The organism is Rhizobium sophoriradicis (genome assembly GCF_025200795.1).
GTDB classification, from domain to species: Bacteria; Pseudomonadota; Alphaproteobacteria; order Rhizobiales; family Rhizobiaceae; genus Rhizobium; species Rhizobium sophoriradicis.
This window is the reverse complement of the sequence record NZ_CP104152.1, coordinates 3,265,862-3,285,000: the sequence shown is the minus strand read 5'-3', so window position 1 is coordinate 3,285,000 and position 19,139 is coordinate 3,265,862. Positions and strand designations below refer to the sequence as shown.

The window sequence follows — 19,139 nt, the reverse complement described above, 5'->3', positions numbered from 1 at the left end:
GCCCCTAAGACGAGGCGGACACGCGTAGTCGATGGGAACCACGTTAATATTCGTGGGCCTGGTGGTAGTGACGGATTGCACAAGTTGTTCTGGTTTATTGGATTATCAGGGCAGCGGAGCGGTTCCAGGAAATAGCTCCACCGTATAGACCGTACCCGAAACCGACACAGGTGGTCAGGTAGAGTATACCAAGGCGCTTGAGAGAACTATGTTGAAGGAACTCGGCAAATTGCACGCGTAACTTCGGAAGAAGCGTGACCCCATTTTACGCAAGTATGATGGGGTGGCACAGACCAGGGGGTAGCGACTGTTTATCAAAAACACAGGGCTCTGCGAAGTCGCAAGACGACGTATAGGGTCTGACGCCTGCCCGGTGCTGGAAGGTTAAGAGGAGAGGTGCAAGCTTTGAATCGAAGCCCCAGTAAACGGCGGCCGTAACTATAACGGTCCTAAGGTAGCGAAATTCCTTGTCGGGTAAGTTCCGACCTGCACGAATGGCGTAACGACTTCCCCGCTGTCTCCAACATAGACTCAGTGAAATTGAATTCCCCGTGAAGATGCGGGGTTCCTGCGGTCAGACGGAAAGACCCCGTGCACCTTTACTATAGCTTTACACTGGCATTCGTGTCGGCATGTGTAGGATAGGTGGTAGGCTTTGAAGCGGGGACGCCAGTTTCCGTGGAGCCATCCTTGAAATACCACCCTTATCGTCATGGATGTCTAACCGCGGCCCGTCATCCGGGTCCGGGACAGTGTATGGTGGGTAGTTTGACTGGGGCGGTCGCCTCCGAAAGAGTAACGGAGGCGCGCGATGGTGGGCTCAGACCGGTCGGAAATCGGTCGTCGAGTGCAATGGCATAAGCCCGCCTGACTGCGAGACTGACAAGTCGAGCAGAGACGAAAGTCGGTCATAGTGATCCGGTGGTCCCGCGTGGAAGGGCCATCGCTCAACGGATAAAAGGTACGCCGGGGATAACAGGCTGATGACCCCCAAGAGTCCATATCGACGGGGTTGTTTGGCACCTCGATGTCGGCTCATCGCATCCTGGGGCTGGAGCAGGTCCCAAGGGTTTGGCTGTTCGCCAATTAAAGCGGTACGTGAGCTGGGTTCAGAACGTCGTGAGACAGTTCGGTCCCTATCTGCCGTGGGTGTAGGAATATTGACAGGATCTGTCCCTAGTACGAGAGGACCGGGATGGACATATCTCTGGTGGACCTGTTGTCCTGCCAAGGGCATAGCAGGGTAGCTATATATGGACGGGATAACCGCTGAAGGCATCTAAGCGGGAAACCCACCTGAAAACGAGTGTTCCCTATCAGAGCCGTGGAAGACGACCACGTTGATAGGCCGGGTGTGGAAGTGCGGCAACGCATGAAGCTTACCGGTACTAATAGCTCGATCGGCTTGATCGTTCTCATTGACTGTGCTCATCTCCCGGCGAACACGAAGTGTTCGTCCGGTGAGCGAAAAGCGAATAGGGGGTAGCGAATAGTTGCTCCCAAATCGCTCCAAAGACGTGTTCAAAACCAGCGAAAGAGAAACAAATAGTCCTATTCGCTATTCGCTACTCCCTATTCGCTCAAAACCAAATCCAGCTTCTCAAAACAAAGTTGCGCTTTGCCGACCTGGTGGTTATGGCGGGGTGGCTGCACCCGTTCCCTTTCCGAACACGGCCGTGAAACGCCCCTGCGCCCATGGTACTTCGTCTTAAGACGCGGGAGAGTAGGTCGCTGCCAGGTCTGCAAAACGCAACTATAATCTTCTCATCACATCCAACGGCCCAAAGCCGATCAAAAGGCCGCCCATCAAGCGGCCTTTCGTGTTAATATAACACCGCGGGGTGGAGCAGCCCGGTAGCTCGTCAGGCTCATAACCTGAAGGCCGCAGGTTCAAATCCTGCCCCCGCAACCAAATAAACAAAAGCCCGCCTCGTGCGGGCTTTTTGATTCCAAAACACATCTGAGAATCGTTGGGACGAAGACTTCATCTTCTCAAGGAAAGCCAGATAGATGCCGGCAATGGCCAGGTTTCAGATGGTTCACAAACAACCATCGTTTTATCCGCAAGTAGCGCAATACACACACGTGCGCATCGAACCAGTCGGCTCGAACCGTCCTGAACCCAGACACATCATCGCAGCGACCACATAACTGTAGTGGCATTGTAAGAGCTGCGTCGCCGTTATACTATGTAGCCTGACAAAGTGCTCAAGTGCTCAGCGTATAGCCGGAGCCAAAGTCCGGTTGCGCGTTTCAACCCGATGTATAAGTAGCCGCGGATCATGGAGCTTATCGTCGCCCTTGGCCTGATCGTTTTCAAGGTCGCGTTTCTGATTGCGATCTTGCTGCTGCTGCCCTTGCCGCTGACCTGGCTGGAACGCAAGATCGCAGGGCACATTCAGCAGCGGATGGGACCGATGCGCGTGGGGTGGCATGGGCTTCTGCAGCCGGTGGCGGACGGAATCAAGCTCTTGACCAAAGAGGACCACATCCCGGCCGAGGCCGATCGATTCCTGTTCAAACTGGCGCCAATACTGGCGCTCGCCCCTCCCTTTGTGGTGTTCGTCGCGATCCCCTTCGGCGAAAGCATCTCGGTCCTCGGCTCCGAGATCACGCTCTACGTCTCCAACATGAATGTGGCATTGCTCTTCGTCTTTGCGGTGATCGGGATCGAGGTCTATGGCGTCATCTTCGGTGGCTGGGCCGCTAACAGCAAATACGCGGTTCTCGGCAGCCTCAGGACCTGCGCGCAGATGATCAGCTACGAGATTCCGATGGGGTTCGCGGTGGTCGGGGTGGTCATGTTGGCGCAATCCATGAGCCTGCTCGACATCGTGCGGGCCCAAACCGATGTCTGGAACATCGTCTACCAGCCGGTCGGCTTCCTCGTGTTCTTCGTCGCCGGACTGGCCGAAGCGCAGCGTATTCCTTTCGATCTTTCGGAAGCGGAAGGCGATCTGGGCGCCGGCTTCCATACGGAATACAGCGGTATCCGCTTTGCGTTCTTCATGGTCAGCGAATATGCCATCGTGTTGCTGGTGTCGGTCCTGGTGGTGATCCTGTTTTTCGGCGGCTGGAACGGTATCCTAATCCCCTTGCCACCACTGCTCTGGTTTGTGGTCAAGGTGGCATTCTTCGTCTATGTGTTTATCTGGTTCCGCTTCACTTTCCCCCGCTACCGCTACGACCAACTGATGGCGATCGGATGGAAAGTCTTGCTTCCTCTGTCGATGGCGAACATAATTGTAACCGGTGTACTTTTAGGGGCCATGGCGGCTCCGTAGCGAGGCGGCGATGTCGCGCGCGCAGGACAAAGCTGGAAGATGGATCGGCTGGGCGTTCTTCGCCGATCTGGCGAACGGCTTGGCTCTGACCTTCGGCTACATGTTCTCCAAGCCGGTCACCATGCAATATCCGGACAAGGAAAAGTGGTTGCCCTATTCCCGCTATCGCGGGCATCACTTCCTGAAGCGTGATGAAGCAGGCGAGATCAAATGCGTGGCCTGCGAACTCTGCGCGCGGATCTGTCCCTGCGACTGTATCGAAGTCGTCCCCTACGAGGACGAGAAGGGCAACCGGCACCCGGCCAAATTCGAGATCGACACGGCTCGCTGCCTGTTCTGCGGGCTGTGCGAGGACGCCTGCCCAGCCGATGCAATCGCGCTCGGCCAGCAGTACGAATTTTCGAGTTTTTCCTCGCGTGACCTGGTGATCGGGCGCGACGACCTGCTCGCCAAGCCGGGCAAGGCGGCAACCGGCGGCGGCGTGGTTACCGCACGCCTGAACACAAAGAAGGACGTGCTCGTCGAGACGAAAGAGAAGCAGGGCTACAATTGGTGGCGGAATATCCGGCGAACGTGAACGCGCGCCATCCGTCAATCCGGAGCGCGCAGACAGGAGGCTCAGATGCTTGTCGGCGAAATCATGAAGAACAAGGGTGTCGGTGTCATCGCGGTTGCTCCCGATCAGACGATATTGGAAGTCTTGAGGCTGTTTCGCGACAGCAATATCGGCTTCGTCGTCGTCGGCCAATCGAACGACGAATACCTGGGTTCGCTATCGGAGCGGGATTGCTGCAATGCGGTGGCGGAATACGGGTCCGAGGCGGCGTTGATGCGCGTCGCGGATGTCATGAACCGCAGTGTGGCGACCTGTTCGACACGAGATTTGCTACCCGTCGTGATGGGGATCATGACCCAGCGGCGTACGCGTCATGTGCTGGTTCTGGATGGAGGCGACGTTGTCGGCGTGCTCAGTATCGGCGACGTGGTTAAACATAGGCTCGAGGAAGCGCAGCGCACAGAGCAGGAACTGCAGGATTACATCTGCGGAACCAGGTATCACTGATGCCGCCAGCTTGATGTGAGGAGGCTAAAGCGCGTCGCATCAAATTTGATCCATGCGACGCGCTTTAGAGCGTTTCAGGTTTTCACGGAAGCATATCCGGCATTGGCGAAGTAGTTGCTGCATTCGCTGGGCTCGATGGTTGTGACGAGGTGTCCGATGTGGCGCCAGGTGTCATCGATGGTTCGCTTCTGAGCCAGGCGCATCCAGTGCTTGATTTTGGCGAAAGCCTGTTCGATCGGGTTAAGGTCGGGGGAGTATGGCGGCAGGTACCAGAGCCGAGCACCAGCGTTGCGGATCATCTGACGGATGGCGACCGACTTGTGGGAGCCGAGATTATCCATCACGACGATATCGCCGGGTTTGAGCACCGGTACGAGTTGCTGTTCGACATAAGCACGAAAGCACTCACCGTTGATCGGTCCATCGAAGACACAAGGCGCGGTGAGCCGATCGCAGCGCAACGCGCCGAGGAAAGTCAGGGTGCGCCAATGTCCGTGCGGGGCGAAGCTGCGCAGCCGTTTGCCCTTCGGCCCCCAGCCTCGAAGCGGCGCCATGTTGGTCTTGATCCAGGTTTCATCGATGAAGACCAGCCGGCTTGGATCAAGGCCAGCCTGCCAGGATCGCCAGCGCTGTCGCCGTCGCGCGACGTCAGCGCGCGCCTGCTCAAGGGCGAACAGTGTTTTTTTTGAACCGTAGTCCCTCGCGCCGCAGAAACTGCCATACGGTGTCGTGGGATACCTTCACCCCTCGCGCGGCCAGTTCTTCCTTCAACCTGTTCAGTGACACATGCGGCGTCTGGTTGATCCGCTCGGCGATAAACGCTCGGTACGGCTCAAGAACCCGCTTGCGGTGGCCGCCCATCTTCCCAGGCGCGACAGATCCGCTCGAACGGTAGCGCTGAGACCACTTCACCGCTGAAGACACGGCAATACCGAACCGCACCGCCACCGACCGGCAGCTCTCGCCGGCTTCGATTGCATCAACAACACGCTTGCGAAGATCATTTGAAAGAGGTCGAGTCATCCGATGCTGGCCTCCACTCCAGCCAGCATCTTGAATCACAAAACAGCCAAAAACGGAATCCCTTCCGATTCAACTAAATCCAGATACGCTCTAGCCCTTTGTTTTTTTGCATGTCGTTATCCCGGAACCGCTGCACACTTCCGGGCGACACGCATTGGGGCAGGGCAGCTTGCGGGCGGCGCGGCGCCCCGACCCCAAATCTTCAGACCCCACGCCAGATCCGGCTCGTGCGGTCGACCTCAAGCGTGGCCTGCACCTTCCGGACCTCCACCGGGCATGGGTATTCACCCCGCCGCATCAGGCCGTTGAGACGCAAGGCTCTATAGTTTTCCGGAACGAAGACGAGGCCCTTGGGAAACCGCCCGTCGACCTTGAGCTGGGCCGTCAGTTCGCCCTGGGCGGAACGCACAATGACCTGATCGCCATCCGCAAGGCCAAGCTGTGCGGTATCCTGCGCGCTCATCGCGACATAGGGATCATTGGCGACCGTGTTCAGGATGTCCGACCGTTCGGAAAGATAGCCGTTGTGGAACAGGCAGTCCCCGGTGATCAGCATGAGCCGGTCGGCCGCTGGCGGGACGGGCGGCGGCGCAAAGAACCTGGCCGCAGGTGCCGTCGGCACCGCCTTGGTGAATGCGCCGTCGGCGCCAAGTCCGTCCTGCGTCAATCCCTGGTAGGCGGGAACAAACCGCGCAATCTCGTCGAAAATTTCGCCTTGCGTCGACGGCCGCAGTGCCTGGTTGCGAAGCGCCGCGACGAAGTCGAAGATCGCCAGATTGCTCCGCGCCTCGAAGGCGGGTTCGCGGAATTTGCGGACCTTCTGGATTCGGCCCTCGTTGTTGGTGAACGTGCCGGTTTCCTCGCCGTAACCTGCCGCGGGTAGGACGACCTCGGCAAGGCCCGCCGTATCCGTGAGGAAGGCGTCCTGCACGATCAGGAGATCGGCGGCGCCAAGCGCCCGCGACACGAAATCCCTGTCGGGATAGGCAATCAGGGGGTCGGTTGCGACGATGTAGAGAGCGCCCATTCGCCCGCCGACGCAGAGCTCCAGAATGGCGTCGAGATCCGCGCCGGGTTCAGACGGGATTTCGGCGCCCCAGTTCCGCGCAAGAGTTGTGCGCGCTACCTCGTCGGTTACCGCCCGCAGCCCCGGCAGAGCCGCCGGCAGAACTCCCATGTCCCAGGCGCCCATCTGGTTGGCACGGTCGAAGAGGAACTGCATCGCCAGGTCCTTGCCGAGCAGGCGCAGAGCCTGCAGCAGATTATTGATCTGCTGCAGCGTCGCGCTCGCTTCGGGTGATCTCAGGAGGTCGACGCTGACAAGCACGGTGACGCTGCGGCCGTCCTTGAGCGCCGCGGCCAGACGATCGGGCCCGTCAATGCCGGTTTCCACCGCTGACTTGCCGATTGCCGCGCCGATGCCCGCAAGAACGGTGCCCGGCAAGGCCTCACCAACTGCCGCTACGAGACCGGTCACCACCGCCGCAAGGCACGCCGCTTCTCCGCCCGGCGGCACGCGAACCACCACCCTGGCATCGGCATCCAGACGGGATGGCCGCGCCGAGAGCATGAGCAATCCGGTCTGCCGCCGCCGCACGCCATCCCGCAGCAGGTATTCGGTGACCGGGTTCTCCTCGGTGACGTTGCCGCCGACCACGAGCACACAGTCGTTGCCGATCACTTCGTCCAGCGGTGCGCGGCTGTTGAAGGCTGCCATTAGCGGGCCGAGCGTATCGAAGGGCGTGGACCAGCGTGACGAACAATCAATGCTGTTGGTCTGGAATGCCGTCCGCATCAGCTTCTGAAACTGATAGAGTATCTCGTTGGGTAGGCGAGGCGAGGCCAGCCCGCCGGCAGCCTTGCCCTCGACGGCCGACAGCCGCTGGCGCAGATAGTCCCCCGCTTCGTCCCAGGAAACCGAAACCAGGGTACCATCACGACGGATCATCGGTCGCTTGATCCGGTCCCGGCTCTCGACGAAATCGAGGCCGAAGCGTCCCCGTACGCAGAGCACTTCGCGGTTAAGCCCCTCGTCCCACTTCGAACGCACCCGCATGAACTCGCCCTTGCGCGTGCCCACCGTCAACTGACAACCGGTGCCACAATGCGGGCAGACCGTGTCGGTCTCGACCAGATCCCAGGGCCGCGCCTTGTAGCGATAGGGAAAGCTCATCAGCGCGCCGACCGGGCAGACCTCGACGCAATTGCCGCACTGGTCGCAGCTTGCGAGACTACCCTCGAAGCCGGTGACGGCGGTATCCATGCCTTTTTCGACGGTACCCAGGGCGACCGCGCCGACGACCTCCTCACACATCCGGACACAGCGCTGGCACTGGATGCAGCGGTTGACGTTCATGATGATGACCGGGCTGAGACGGATGTCCTCGGAATGGAAGACACGTTTGGGATCGTGAAACTCGCTTTTGCGAGGCCCGTAGGCCATCACCATGTTCTGAAGCTCGCATTCGCCGCCCTTGTCGCAGATCGGACAGTCGAGGGGGTGGTTGGCGAGCAGCATATCGAGCATGGAAGCGCGCGTTTCCTCGATCAGAGCTGTCTTCGCCCGCACCACCATACCCTCGGTGACGGCGGTGGCGCAGGACGGCTGCAGCCGCCGCTGCCCCTCGATCTCCACCAGGCACATGCGGCAGGAGGCCAGCGGCGGCAGGCGCTTCAGATAGCAGAAGGTTGGGATATCGATGCCCAAACGCCGGGCGGCCTGTAGCACTGTCGAGCCAGCCTCAACTTCCAGCGTTCGTCCATCGATCGTAATGCTAACCATACTTCCTCGCAGTCCTGTCGCGGTGCAGGCTTCAGTGAAAGGGGCACCTGTGCTCCTCGATATGGGCGACGAACTCATCGCGGAAATGCGCGAGTGCCGCCCGCAATCCCATCGCTGCGCCGTCACCCAAGGCACAAAACGTATTGCCGAAAATGCCCTTGCAGAGCATCTCCAGCTGCTCCAGATCGCCGGCAGCACCTTCCCCGGTCTCAATCCGGCGCAATACTTTTACGGTCCAGTTCAATCCTTCCCGGCACGGCGTGCACTTGCCGCAGGACTCATGATGGAAAAATTCGATGATCCGGGTCGCGACCTTGACCATGCAGGTCGAGTCGTCGATCACGATAACGCCAGCCGAACCGAGCATCGAACCGGCGGCAGCCAGCGAGTCGAAATCCATCCTCACTTCCAGCCCGTGCTCCGGTATGACCGGCGCTGAGACCCCGCCCGGGATCACCGCCTTGATTCTGCGTCCCGGCAGCACGCCGCCGGCGTGGTTCTCGACCAGTTCGCGCAGCGGTATGCCCATCGGCAATTCATAGAGGCCGGGTTTGTGCACCTGCCCACTGAGGCAGTAGAGCTTCGGGCCGGGGCTCTTGTCCGGGCCGATGCCCCGAAACCAGTCCGCCCCCCGCATAACGATATGCGGCACGCAAGCGAGCGTCTCGACATTGTTGATCACTGTCGGGCTGGCGTAGAGCCCCGCCACGGCCGGAAATGGCGGCTTCAATCGCGGCTGCGCCCGTTTGCCCTCGAGCGACTCGAGCATCGCAGTCTCTTCGCCGCAGATATAGGCGCCGGCGCCGCAGTGGATGTGTACGGCGAAATTGAAATCCGAGCCCAGAATGCGTTTTCCGAGATAACCCTTTGCGTGGGCCTCGGCGATCGCCTGCTCCAACCGACGGATCGCCGTCACATATTCTCCGCGAATGTAGACATAAGCGGTTTCGGCCCCAATCGCGTATGCACTTACCGCCAACCCCTCGATCAGCTGATGCGGGTCGCGCTCCATGATGATCCGGTCCTTGAACGTGCCCGGCTCGCCCTCATCGGCGTTGCAGCACAGATATGTCGGCTTGCCGGTCCGCTTCGGTACGAAACCCCATTTCATGCCCGTTGGGAATCCGGCACCGCCGCGACCGCGCAGGTTGGACCGTTTGACGAGATCAATAACCTCGTCGGGCGTGTATTCGCGAAGTACCGTGGCCAGAGCCTGGTAGCCTCCGCCGGCCTCGAAGGTGGAGAGCAGATGGCCATCCCGAACATCGACATTCTTGAGGAGGATCGGTTCGAACATGAGGCTATTCTCCCGGCGGTGCTGCTGAGGCGAGATCGGCACCAGTCGCTTGCCCCGCCTCCGTTCGCAACCTGTCGAGAAGCGCGTCGATTCGCGCGATGTCGAGGTCGCCGTGATAGTCGTCGCCGACCTGCATCACTGGAGCCATCTCGCAGGCGCCGAGGCATTCGACGGTCGAAAGCGTGAACAGCAGGTCCGGGGTGGTCTCGCCCTTCTTGATCCCGAGGACCTCCTCCAGATGCCTCAGCAGGTCCTCGGATCTGCACAGCATGCAGGAGACGTTGTCGCAAAGCTGCAGGTGAAACATGCCCACCGGTTCGGTATGGAAGAGCGTGTAGAAGGTTGCCAGCTCGTAGACCCAGATCCGCTCGACCCCGAGAATGTTGGCGACCTCCTCCAGCACCGGACCAGGCAGATGGCCATGCTCCCGCTGCGCGATCCGAAGCGCGGGCATGATCGCCGAGCGCTGGTCGGGATACCGCGCCGCCGCCTCTTCGATCTTTTCGCGCATGGCCATCACGTTCCAAATCCTCTGCTACTTGTCCACCTCGGCCATCACGGGGTCGAGGCTGCCGAGCACGGCGATCATGTCCGCCAGATAGCGGGCGTTGGTGACCCCGAAGAGGGCCTGAAGATTGACGAACGAGGGTGCCCGCACCTTCATGCGGAACGGTTTTGGCGAGCCGTCACTGATGATGTAGAAGCCAAGCTCGCCCTTTGGCGCCTCGATTGCCGAATAGACCTCGCCCTTCGGCACCTTGAAGCCGTAGGCCGACAGGTCGAAATGCTGGATCAGCGCCTCCATCGAGCAGTGCACCCGATCCTTGTCCAGCGGGAAGGCGATTGTCGGCATATCGATCTGGAACCGCCCCTCAGGCATCTGGTCGATGCATTGTTCGATGATCCCTATGCTTTCGCGCATCTCGTCGACGCGGCATCGCCAGCGTGCATAGCAATCGCCCTCGTCACGGGTGATGACGTTGAAATCCAGCCGGTCGTAGATCTCGTAGGGCTCATCGCGCCGGATGTCCCAGTCGACACCGGACGCACGCAGGTTCGGGCCGCTGAGGCCGAGATCGACAGCATCCTCGGCGGAGATCACGCCGATCCCCTTCGTGCGATTGAGAAACACCCGGTTATCTTCGAGCAGTCGCTCATAGTCGCGGATCCGGTTCGGGAAGATGTCGCAAAACTCCCGGATCTTCGGGAAGAATTCGTCAGGCAGGTCCTCGCGCACTCCGCCGACCCGGCAGAACGAGGTGTGCATGCGCGCACCGGTGATCATTTCCAGGAGGTCCATGATCATTTCACGTTCGCGCATGACGTAAAGCAGCGCGGTCATGGCGCCGAGATCCATCGGCAAAGCGCCCGTGATCAGGAGGTGACCGGAGATCCGTGACAGCTCGGCCATCATCACGCGGATATATTGCGCCCGGATCGGTGCTTCTATGCCGAGGAGTTTCTCCACTGCCAGCGCGAACGCAAGGTTGTTCGAGGGCGGGCAGAGATAGTCGAGCCGGTCCGTCAGCGGGAAAATCTGGGTATAGGTGAAGCTCTCCGCCAGTTTTTCGGTGCCGCGATGGAGGTAGCCGATATGCGGATCGACGCGCTCGACGAATTCGCCGTCCAGTTCGAGGACGAGCCGAAGAACCCCATGGGTGCTGGGGTGCTGCGGACCGAGGTTGAGAAGCACTTCCCTGGTATTGAGCGCTTCGCCCTCAGGCCTGCTGAGTTCGGTGACTTCAGTCATCTCAACGGTCCGGCGTCGAACGGCCTCCCCTACGGAATGTCCCTGGTGGCAAGGTCGGGCTGCGTTGGCGGCGGACCTTCGGCACCGAAGGGGTTCAACTTGTCCCTAAAGCCCCTGAGGGGGAAATCCTTGCGCTGAGGAAAGCCCTCGAAGCCTTCCCACATATAGATCCGGCGCAGATCGGGATGTCCCGTGAACCGGATGCCATACATGTCCCAGGCCTCACGCTCATGCCAGTTGGCGGTGCGCCAGACTCCCGTGACCGAAGGCACTTCAGGGGGATCGCCAAGGCGGCACTTGATGCGGACCCGCCGCCTGTTGGGCAGCGAATAGAGATGGTAGACCGCCTCGAACCGCGGCATTTCGGGATAATGATCGACCCCGCAAACGTCCGAGAGGAAATTGAATTGCAGCGCCGGATGCTCTTTCAGGAACCGGCAGAACTCGACGATCCTCTCCGGCGGAACGGCAAAGGCCTCGATGCCGTGCGCAGTGCCGAGGTCCTCGATTGTTTCTCCGAAGCGCTCCATGATCGGAGCGCGATTGAGGGACGGCTCCGCACTCATGATGCTATAACCCGATCCAGAGGCGTGCCGGCGAGTGCCCGCGACCTCTTGATCTTTTCTTGAAGCAGAAGGAAGCCGTGCATCAGCGCCTCAGGCCGGGGCGGACAGCCAGGCACATGTACATCGACGGGCACGAAGGTTTCCGATCCCTGCACCACGGCGTAGGTGTTGTAGACCCCGCCCGAAATAGCGCAGGTGCCCATTGCGATCACCCAGCGTGGTTCCGGCATCTGGTCATAGAGCCGCCGCACGACGGGCGCGAATTTCCGTGTCACGGTGCCGGCGATGATCATGACGTCGGATTGTCTCGGCGAAGGGCGGAACACGACACCGAACCGGTCGAGATCGTAGCGGGCGCAACCGGCGGAGATCATCTCGATGGCGCAGCAGGCAATGCCGAAGGTCTCCGGCCACAGCGCCGATCTGCGGCTCCAACTGATGATGCTGTCAGCCGTGGTGAACAGCACGCTGTCGCGGATCGCGTTGTTTACGCCTCCCATTCCAGCGCTCCTTTCAGCCAGGCGTAGGCGAAGCCCACGAGAAGCAGCACCATGAAGACGATCATTTCGATATAGCCGACCAGCCCGATCTCTTTCAGGACGACAGCCCAGGGAAAGAGGAACATCGCTTCGACATCGAAAACGACCAGCAGGATCGCGAGAATAAAGAACGGTACCCTGAAGCGGCCCGCCGACGCCTCGCCCGCGGCGTCCATGCCGCATTCATAGGGCATGTTCTTGGCGGGATAAGGATTGGATGGGCGCAGCAGCGAGGAGACGAACAACGTCACCCCCGTCACCAGAACGACTCCGGCGACCATGAAAAGAACCGGCAAGAATTCCATTGCAGTCATGTCACTGCACCGGTCGCCCATCGACCTCATCCCGATCGGGTAAATCGGTCACGCCGCGGCGCGACTTGGGCAATCCTTCCTCTGCTTTCAAGTCTATTCCGTCGGTGTGATCATTGCAAATCCAATCGCTCACCCGCCAAATACCGAATCTTGGGCAAGCTTCAGAAACCACGACGGAAACAGGCCGATGCCGATCGTGCCGGCAGCGGTGACGGCGAGTGTCGCGCCGACCAGAGGCGTCAGTGCCGGGGCGAACGCCCTCTTAGGCTCGCGCATGTAGATCACCATCACGATGCGGATGTAGAAATAGGCGGCGACGGCGCTGAGCAGTACTGCGATAACCGCAAGCATGACGAAACCACGCTCGACAAGGGCGACCAGCACGTAAAACTTGGCGAAGAACCCGGCCGTCGGCGGAATGCCGGCCAGCGAGAAGAGATAGAGCAGCATCAGAAGCGCCAGCCCCGGATGCGACTTGGCGAAACCCGCATAGTCGTCGATGACCTCGCCCGAGAAATCGCCGTTCCGCATCATGATGACGGTGCCGAAAATGCCGAGATTCATGAACGCGTAGATCAGCAGATAGAGCATCACGCTGGCGATCCCATCGGCGCCGCCGGCGGCCACGCCGAAAATGGCGAAGCCGGCATGAGCGATGCTGGAATAGGCCAGGAGGCGCTTGAAATTATCCTGGACCAGCGCGACGAAACTGCCGAGCGCCATCGTCGCCACCGCAATGACGGCGACGATGATCCAGACGTCCGAGGCTGCGACCAGAGGGTTGAGGAACACCCGCAGGATAACCGCGAACCCTGCCGCTTTCGGGCCGACCGACATGAAGGCGGTGATCGTCGTCGGCGCGCCTTCGTAGACGTCCGGAACCCACATATGGAACGGCACCGCGCCGACCTTGAAGACCAGCCCCGCGACAATGAAGACGACCGCCAGCAGCAATCCGGGATCGAGCGGATCGCCGGTCACCGCTGCAGCCATCGCGTCCAGTTGCGTGGTGCCGGTCAGCCCGTAGACCAGCGAAACGCCGTAAAGGAAAATCCCGGTCGAGACCGCGCCAAGGATCACATATTTCAGCGCCGCTTCGTTCGATCGCCGCTCTCGCCGCAGGAAGCCGGTCAGCACATAGGTACAGAGCACCACCAGTTCGAGGCCCACATAGATCGACAGGAGATCGGTGGCCGACGCCATGATCATCATTCCCGAAAGCGCGAAGAGCAGCAGGACATAGTATTCGCTGCTGCCGATCCCTTCGACATCCGCATATTTTCGCGAGAGGAGGAATGTCAGAACCGTGGCCAAATAGAACACGAACTTGAAGAAGACCGCGAAGCGGTCGGCGACGAACATGCCCGTGTAGGCCGGCCGCACCTCGCCCGCCAGCATCAGTGTTGCCAAGGCGGCAAACAGCACGATGGCAACGGACGCCGAGACAAGGAAATATTCCTGTCTCTTTGGCACAAACTGTCCGAGGATCAGCAGGATACAGGCCCCTGTGATCACGATGATCTCGGGCAGGCTCGCAAGGACCGACTGGAGAAGCGCAGCGGCGGTCATTGGCCGCTCTCCTCACCGTGCACCTGCGCCAGCAGATGTTTCGCCGAGGCATCGATGATGTTGAGGAAAGGTTTTGGATAGAGCCCGACCCAGAGCACGAAGACGCTCAGCGACAGGATCGCAGCGAGCTCGCGGGCGTTTACGTCACGCATCTTGAACCGGGCGCTGACGCTCGCCGGACCAAGCGCGACTTTACCATACATGCCAAGCAGATAGGCCGCGCCCAGCAATGCGCCCAGAACGGCGGCCGCGCCGACGGCCGGGTTGGCTGCAAACCCGCCGGACAGCACGAGCAACTCGCCCACGAACGAATTCGTTCCCGGCAGCGCCATCGACGACAGGATGAACAAGGCAAGAAAGGCGGTATAGACCGGTGCTGCCTTCATCAGCCCGCCATAATCGGCGATGCTGCGGGTGTGGGTCCGCTCGTAGATCAGGCCGACGAACAGGAACAACGCGCCCGTTGTCACGCCATGATTGAACATTTGCAGGATACCGCCCTCGAGCCCGCGGAGGTTCAGCGCGAAAATCCCCATCGTCACGAAGCCCATGTGGCTGATGCTGGAATAGGCCACCAGCTTCTTGAGGTCGTCCTGCGCCAGCGCAAGCAACCCGCCATAGACGATCGCAAGTGCCGAAAGCGAAAGCATCAGGGTGGAATAATACACTGACGCCTCCGGCAGCATCGGCAGCGAGAATCGCAGGAAGCCGTAGGCGCCCATCTTCAGCAGTACTCCGGCGAGGATGATGCTGCCCGCTGTCGGCGCCTGCACATGGGCGTCCGGTAGCCAGGTGTGGACCGGGACCATCGGCACCTTGACCGCGAAGGCAACCAGGAAAGCGAAGAACAGCCACGACTGGACCCGGAACGGCAAATCCTGTGCTGTCAGAGCGAGAATGTCGAAGGTCTCGCCGCCGCTGAAATAGAGCACGATGACGCCGACCAGGAACAGGACGCTGCCTGCCAGCGTGTAAAGGAAGAACTTGAAAGCCGCATAGACCCGGCCGTCGCCGCCCCAGACGCCGATGATCAGGTACATCGGGATCAACATCGCTTCCCAGAAGACGTAAAACAAGAACAGGTCGAGTGCGCAGAAAACCCCCAGCATCAGCGCCTCCATGGCCAGCAGACTGACCATGAATTCCTTCACCTTGCGGTCGATCGCGACCCACGAGGCGAGCACGCAGGTCGAGCCCAGCAGCGCGGTCAAGAAAACGAAGAGCGCACTGATTCCGTCGATGCCAAGCGCATAGGTGATCCCGAGCGCAGGAACCCACGGGCGCGTCTCGGTAAACTGCATCGCGTGGGTCGTGGTGTCAAAACCGACCAACATAGCGATGCAGAGAGCAAGGTCGAGGACGGTGACACCCAGCGCCATCCACCGCACAGCAGCGTCGCTGCGCAGAAACATCAGAACCGCTGCCCCGGCGGCGGGTGTGAATATGATGAGGCTGAGTAGCGGTAACCCCATGGGACCCCCTACCGCCACGCCACGGCGAAGATGGCGGTGGCCGCGATCACACCGACGATCATCGCCAGCACGTAATGGGTCACGACGCCGGTCTGGAGTTGCCGGAGCCGCCCGCCGCCGCGCAGGATCGAGCGGGCAACGCCGTTCACGATGGCGTCTACCACGGTGAGATCGATCCGCAGTCCCGCCCGTGCCGCCCCATACAGCAGGGGTAGCGCCGCGGTTTCGGACACCCCGCTCACCGCCTTCTCGTAGCGCGCCAGCGGTCGTTCGGCGAACCACATGAAGACCCGTCCGCCCTTGCGATAGAACCAGTCGGTGTCGATGCTAATGGTGTTTTCCGGGTCGAGCGCCCGCAGGAACAGCACGAACCCGAAGGCAGTGAACATCAGCAAGCCGAGGCTCTCCGTGACATGGAGGCCAGTGTAAGGTTCGAAGTCGACCGGATAGGGCAGAAGCGCATAAAGCGGCTGCGGGAACACTCCGATCGCAATGCAAAGCACCGCCGCCATTCCCATGGCGGCCAGCATGTTGCGCGGCGGCTCCCGCGCCTCCAGTTTCCGGTCCGTGCCGAAAAACATGTAAAACGGCAGCTTCAAGCCCGTGTGCAGGAAGGTCCCCGACGATGCCATTGTCAGCGCCAGCACCACCAGCGCACGATGATCCTGTCCGGCGGCGGCGATCACCATCGATTTGGTGACGAAGCCCGAGAAGAAGGGAAATGCCGAGATCGCGAAGGCGCCGACCATGTAGAGCGCCACCGTCAGCGGCATGGTCTTGTAGAGCCCGCCAAGCTCGGTCAGCTTGCGCCGGCCGGTGACGTAGATCACCGCCCCGGCACCCATGAACAGAAGCGCCTTGTATAGGATATGCGCAAAGGCATGGCTGGTGGCGCCGTTGACAGCCATCTCGGTCCCGATACCGACGCCCGCCACCATATAACCCACCTGGCTGACGATGTGATAGGCCAACAGGCGCCGGCAGTCGTTCTCCAGTACTGCATAGATGACGCCGTAAAGCGCCATCGCGATGCCGAGCCAAACGAGAAGCTCGGTTCCCGGAAACGCGCGCGCCAGCACATAAACGGCGGTCTTGGTGGTGAAGGCGCTCATGAATACCGCCCCGGTGACGGTTGCCTCAGGGTAAGCGTCGGTCAGCCAGGCGTTGAGCGGCGGCACGGCGGCGTTCAGAAGGAACCCGGCAAGGATCAAGTAGGCGCCGGCGCCCATCCCCCCGCCGATCGGGTCTAGGAGTAGCGAGCCTGTTGAAAGCCCGTAGAGAATGATGCCGCCAAGCAGGACGACGCCGCCGGTGATATGGACCATGAGATACCGGAACCCGGCGCTGATCGCTTGCCGGCCGCCCTGTGCGAAGACCAGATAGGCAGAGGCAAACGCCATGCCTTCCCAGAACAGGTACAGCGTCAGGTAGTCGCCGGCGAATACCACGCCGAGCGCGCTCCCGACGTAGACGAACGCAGCGACGTGCTGGCCGGGGCGAGGCAAGTGCAGCGCGTAGACCGTTCCAATCAGGGCCATGATGGTGAAAACCGTGGCGAAGACGCTGCTCAGCTTGTCGACCTTCGCGACTTGGATTTGCTGCCCGAGGAACGACGCCGCGCCGTAGTTGCCCGGCTGCATCGTAACCACGGCGAGGATCGCCAACGCCGGGATCAGCAGCAGATAAGCCTTGCGGATCGATCCTCTGAGGAATGGGATCGGCAGAGCGCCGAGAATGAAGAGCAGGGCCGGATGGATGAAGTCAGTCATAGTAATCCTCGCGCCGCATCAGCCCAGCCCGATGGCCGAGAAACTTGGAAACGAAGATGAGCAGCACGCAGGAGCCGAAGCCGTAGACGGCCGACCAGCCCGGCAGGCGGTCCCACAGGTATTCGGCGTGTTCGCGGGGAACGAGAAAGTCGGCGATCACGATAACAACGAGCGCCAGATAAAACAGCCGGCGCCGCTGATGCGCATATATTTCGGCACCAAAGAAATCGACCACGCGCTTGATCATCTGACCACTCCGTCCGCCAAGGTGAGGAAATAGCCGGGGAAGATGCCCATCAGCACCGACAGGATGGCGGTCGCGACCAGCGGGATGGTGACCATCGGAATTTCCCGAACCGTCGCGGGGCCCTCCTGTGCCTCAGTCCCGAAAAAGGCGAGATAGCTGATTGGCAGGAAATAGGCGGCGTTCAGGACCGAACTTATGAGGAGCACGATCAGGAAGGGGATTTCCCCCGCCTCCACCGAACCCCGTGCCAGATACCACTTGCTGACGAAGCCCGCGGTCAGCGGCATCCCGATCATGCTGAGCGAACCGATGAGGAACGCCCCCATCGTCCAGGGCAGCCTGCGGCCGATCCCAGCCATATCGCTGATGTTGCGCTTGCCAGACGCGCAATAGATTGAACCCGCGCAGAAAAACAGTGTGATCTTGGAGAACGCATGCGCCGCGATGTGAACGATCCCGCCGACCATCGCGACCGGCGACAACAGAACCGCGCCCAGCACGATGTAGGAGAGTTGGCTGACGGTCGAATAGGCGAGCCTCGCCTTCAGGTCGTCCCGCGTGAGGGCGTAGATCGATGCCGTGAGGATCGTGAATGAAACCAGATAGGCCGTGGCGATGCCGAGGCCCAGCTTCCCCACCAGCTCGACGCCGAAGACATGGAAGACCACGCGCAGCACGCAGAACACGCCCATCTTGACCACGGCCACCGCATGCAGGAGCGCGCTGACCGGTGTCGGAGCCACCATCGCGGCAGGCAGCCAGGCGTGCATCGGCATCACCGCGGCCTTGGCGAAGCCAAAGAGATAGCAGAAATAAACGACCGTCAGCAGCAGCGCCGAGGCATCAGCTCCCGCCAGCAGCCCGCCCCTCACAAAGTCGAGCGACCCCGCAATGTGGTAGGTCAGCGCCAGCGCGGCGAGCAGCACGCTTTTCGACGCGCCCATCAGATAGACGAGGTACTTGCGGCTGCCCGTCCATCCTTGCTCGTCCTCGTGGTGGTAGACGAGGGGATAGGTAACGAGACTGAGCACCTCGTAGAAGATCACCAGCGTAAACAGATTGGCGGCGAAGGCACCCCCGGCGGCGGCGGCCAGACTGCTGGCGAAGCAGGCGAAGAACCGGGTCTGCGCGTGCTCGTTCAAGTGCCGCATGTAGCCGATGGAATAGATCGCGGCCACGATCCACAGCAGCGACGAGACGGTGGCAAACACCATGCCGAGCGCATCGACCCGGAAAGCGAAGTCAATCCCCGGCAGGATCTCGAACAGGCGCAAATCGATCGTCCCGCCAGCCAGCACGGTGGGTGCCATCGAGGCGACAATCGCGAACATGACGATTGCGGCCAAGGGCGAGACGATATCGCGGAGTTTCTCGCGGTTGTTCAGAAGGAGAATCGCAAGGGCCGCCATGCCTGCGACGGCAACGGCAAGCAGCGGCCGGATCGATATCACCGGGTCCAAACCG

General features: G+C 60.8%; 16 protein-coding genes, 1 tRNA gene and 2 rRNA genes (1 of these 19 cut by a window edge). 6 read left to right on the top strand and 13 right to left on the bottom strand.

What is annotated here, in order from left to right; genetic code table 11:
* The 6 genes from N2597_RS16255 to N2597_RS16230 all read left to right on the top strand — a co-directional run.
* Window positions 1-1,413: ribosomal RNA gene (locus N2597_RS16255) — 23S ribosomal RNA — on the top strand (it extends 1,528 nt beyond the left edge of the window).
* Between the two features lie 212 nt (window positions 1,414-1,625).
* A 5S ribosomal RNA gene (gene rrf, locus N2597_RS16250) occupies window positions 1,626-1,740 on the top strand.
* A gap of 95 nt (window positions 1,741-1,835) precedes the next feature.
* Window positions 1,836-1,912, top strand: a tRNA-Met gene (locus N2597_RS16245).
* 370 nt (window positions 1,913-2,282) lie between these two features.
* The gene (gene nuoH / locus N2597_RS16240) at window positions 2,283-3,284 is read left to right on the top strand and encodes an NADH-quinone oxidoreductase subunit NuoH (protein WP_077994905.1); all 1,002 of its coding nucleotides are present in this window, start codon (window positions 2,283-2,285) and stop codon (window positions 3,282-3,284) included.
* Window positions 3,285-3,294: 10 nt separating this feature from the next.
* Window positions 3,295-3,861: an NADH-quinone oxidoreductase subunit I gene (locus tag N2597_RS16235; RefSeq protein ID WP_077994904.1), complete on the top strand. Its 567-nt coding sequence runs from the start codon at window positions 3,295-3,297 to the stop codon at window positions 3,859-3,861.
* Window positions 3,862-3,906: 45 nt separating this feature from the next.
* The gene (locus N2597_RS16230; RefSeq protein WP_009987535.1) at window positions 3,907-4,347 is read left to right on the top strand and encodes a CBS domain-containing protein; all 441 of its coding nucleotides are present in this window, start codon (window positions 3,907-3,909) and stop codon (window positions 4,345-4,347) included.
* Window positions 4,348-4,421: 74 nt separating this feature from the next.
* On the opposite strand, the gene N2597_RS16225 is transcribed toward N2597_RS16230, so the two are convergent.
* From N2597_RS16225 to N2597_RS16165, 13 genes are all read right to left on the bottom strand, one after another.
* Window positions 4,422-5,370, bottom strand: a protein-coding gene (locus N2597_RS16225) for an IS630 family transposase (RefSeq protein ID WP_097622115.1) whose coding sequence is annotated in 2 segments (ribosomal slippage) — window positions 4,422-5,033 and window positions 5,035-5,370 — 948 coding nt in all. Because the reading frame shifts where the segments join, the coding sequence is not laid out codon by codon here.
* Between the two features lie 202 nt (window positions 5,371-5,572).
* Window positions 5,573-8,152: an NADH-quinone oxidoreductase subunit NuoG gene (nuoG, locus tag N2597_RS16220; RefSeq protein ID WP_183598503.1), complete on the bottom strand. Its 2,580-nt coding sequence runs from the start codon at window positions 8,150-8,152 to the stop codon at window positions 5,573-5,575.
* A gap of 31 nt (window positions 8,153-8,183) precedes the next feature.
* Entirely contained in the window at window positions 8,184-9,449 is a 1,266-nt protein-coding gene (gene nuoF / locus N2597_RS16215) for an NADH-quinone oxidoreductase subunit NuoF (protein ID WP_077994902.1), read from the bottom strand.
* A gap of 4 nt (window positions 9,450-9,453) precedes the next feature.
* Window positions 9,454-9,966, bottom strand: a complete 513-nt coding sequence (gene nuoE, locus N2597_RS16210; RefSeq protein WP_010056746.1) for an NADH-quinone oxidoreductase subunit NuoE — start codon at window positions 9,964-9,966, stop codon at window positions 9,454-9,456.
* 18 nt (window positions 9,967-9,984) lie between these two features.
* Window positions 9,985-11,199 (bottom strand): NADH dehydrogenase (quinone) subunit D, encoded by a 1,215-nt coding sequence (nuoD, locus tag N2597_RS16205; RefSeq protein WP_077994901.1) that lies wholly within the window; start codon window positions 11,197-11,199, stop codon window positions 9,985-9,987.
* A 29-nt stretch (window positions 11,200-11,228) separates the two neighbouring features.
* Complete coding sequence (locus tag N2597_RS16200; protein ID WP_009989232.1) at window positions 11,229-11,765, bottom strand: NADH-quinone oxidoreductase subunit C; 537 nt, start codon at window positions 11,763-11,765, stop codon at window positions 11,229-11,231.
* Window positions 11,762-12,265 (bottom strand): NuoB/complex I 20 kDa subunit family protein, encoded by a 504-nt coding sequence (locus tag N2597_RS16195; RefSeq protein WP_003582024.1) that lies wholly within the window; start codon window positions 12,263-12,265, stop codon window positions 11,762-11,764. Before N2597_RS16195 ends, N2597_RS16200 begins: the two co-directional genes overlap by 4 nt.
* On the bottom strand, window positions 12,253-12,618 hold the full coding sequence (locus N2597_RS16190) for an NADH-quinone oxidoreductase subunit A (protein WP_038692760.1): 366 nt from the start codon (window positions 12,616-12,618) through the stop codon (window positions 12,253-12,255). The genes N2597_RS16195 and N2597_RS16190 overlap by 13 nt, the downstream gene beginning before the upstream one ends.
* Before the next feature lie 129 nt (window positions 12,619-12,747).
* Window positions 12,748-14,187 carry an NADH-quinone oxidoreductase subunit N gene (locus N2597_RS16185; protein WP_077994900.1) on the bottom strand — a complete coding sequence of 480 codons (1,440 nt, stop codon included), beginning with the start codon at window positions 14,185-14,187 and terminating at the stop codon, window positions 12,748-12,750.
* Window positions 14,184-15,659 (bottom strand): NADH-quinone oxidoreductase subunit M, encoded by a 1,476-nt coding sequence (locus N2597_RS16180; RefSeq protein ID WP_077994899.1) that lies wholly within the window; start codon window positions 15,657-15,659, stop codon window positions 14,184-14,186. Before N2597_RS16180 ends, N2597_RS16185 begins: the two co-directional genes overlap by 4 nt.
* A gap of 8 nt (window positions 15,660-15,667) precedes the next feature.
* Window positions 15,668-17,428: a Na(+)/H(+) antiporter subunit D gene (locus N2597_RS16175; protein WP_106796556.1), complete on the bottom strand. Its 1,761-nt coding sequence runs from the start codon at window positions 17,426-17,428 to the stop codon at window positions 15,668-15,670.
* Complete coding sequence (locus N2597_RS16170) at window positions 17,421-17,675, bottom strand: hypothetical protein (RefSeq protein ID WP_077994897.1); 255 nt, start codon at window positions 17,673-17,675, stop codon at window positions 17,421-17,423. Before N2597_RS16170 ends, N2597_RS16175 begins: the two co-directional genes overlap by 8 nt.
* Window positions 17,672-19,135: a monovalent cation/H+ antiporter subunit D family protein gene (locus tag N2597_RS16165; RefSeq protein ID WP_077994896.1), complete on the bottom strand. Its 1,464-nt coding sequence runs from the start codon at window positions 19,133-19,135 to the stop codon at window positions 17,672-17,674. Before N2597_RS16165 ends, N2597_RS16170 begins: the two co-directional genes overlap by 4 nt.
* Window positions 19,136-19,139 lie beyond the last annotated feature (4 nt).

What these genes read in the sequence shown, in the direction of transcription:
- nuoD (WP_077994901.1), bottom strand. Translation starts at nt 11,199, where the DNA reads ATGACTGAAGTCACCGAACTCAGCAGGCCTGAGGGCGAAGCGCTCAAT.
- nuoG (WP_183598503.1), bottom strand. Translation starts at nt 8,152, where the DNA reads ATGGTTAGCATTACGATCGATGGACGAACGCTGGAAGTTGAGGCTGGC.
- N2597_RS16200 (WP_009989232.1), bottom strand. Translation starts at nt 11,765, where the DNA reads ATGAGTGCGGAGCCGTCCCTCAATCGCGCTCCGATCATGGAGCGCTTC.
- N2597_RS16170 (WP_077994897.1), bottom strand. Translation starts at nt 17,675, where the DNA reads ATGATCAAGCGCGTGGTCGATTTCTTTGGTGCCGAAATATATGCGCAT.
- nuoH (WP_077994905.1), top strand. Translation starts at nt 2,283, where the DNA reads ATGGAGCTTATCGTCGCCCTTGGCCTGATCGTTTTCAAGGTCGCGTTT.
- nuoE (WP_010056746.1), bottom strand. Translation starts at nt 9,966, where the DNA reads ATGGCCATGCGCGAAAAGATCGAAGAGGCGGCGGCGCGGTATCCCGAC.
- N2597_RS16235 (WP_077994904.1), top strand. Translation starts at nt 3,295, where the DNA reads ATGTCGCGCGCGCAGGACAAAGCTGGAAGATGGATCGGCTGGGCGTTC.
- N2597_RS16195 (WP_003582024.1), bottom strand. Translation starts at nt 12,265, where the DNA reads ATGGGAGGCGTAAACAACGCGATCCGCGACAGCGTGCTGTTCACCACG.
- N2597_RS16230 (WP_009987535.1), top strand. Translation starts at nt 3,907, where the DNA reads ATGCTTGTCGGCGAAATCATGAAGAACAAGGGTGTCGGTGTCATCGCG.
- N2597_RS16190 (WP_038692760.1), bottom strand. Translation starts at nt 12,618, where the DNA reads ATGACTGCAATGGAATTCTTGCCGGTTCTTTTCATGGTCGCCGGAGTC.
- N2597_RS16180 (WP_077994899.1), bottom strand. Translation starts at nt 15,659, where the DNA reads ATGGGGTTACCGCTACTCAGCCTCATCATATTCACACCCGCCGCCGGG.
- N2597_RS16185 (WP_077994900.1), bottom strand. Translation starts at nt 14,187, where the DNA reads ATGACCGCCGCTGCGCTTCTCCAGTCGGTCCTTGCGAGCCTGCCCGAG.
- N2597_RS16175 (WP_106796556.1), bottom strand. Translation starts at nt 17,428, where the DNA reads ATGACTGACTTCATCCATCCGGCCCTGCTCTTCATTCTCGGCGCTCTG.
- nuoF (WP_077994902.1), bottom strand. Translation starts at nt 9,449, where the DNA reads ATGTTCGAACCGATCCTCCTCAAGAATGTCGATGTTCGGGATGGCCAT.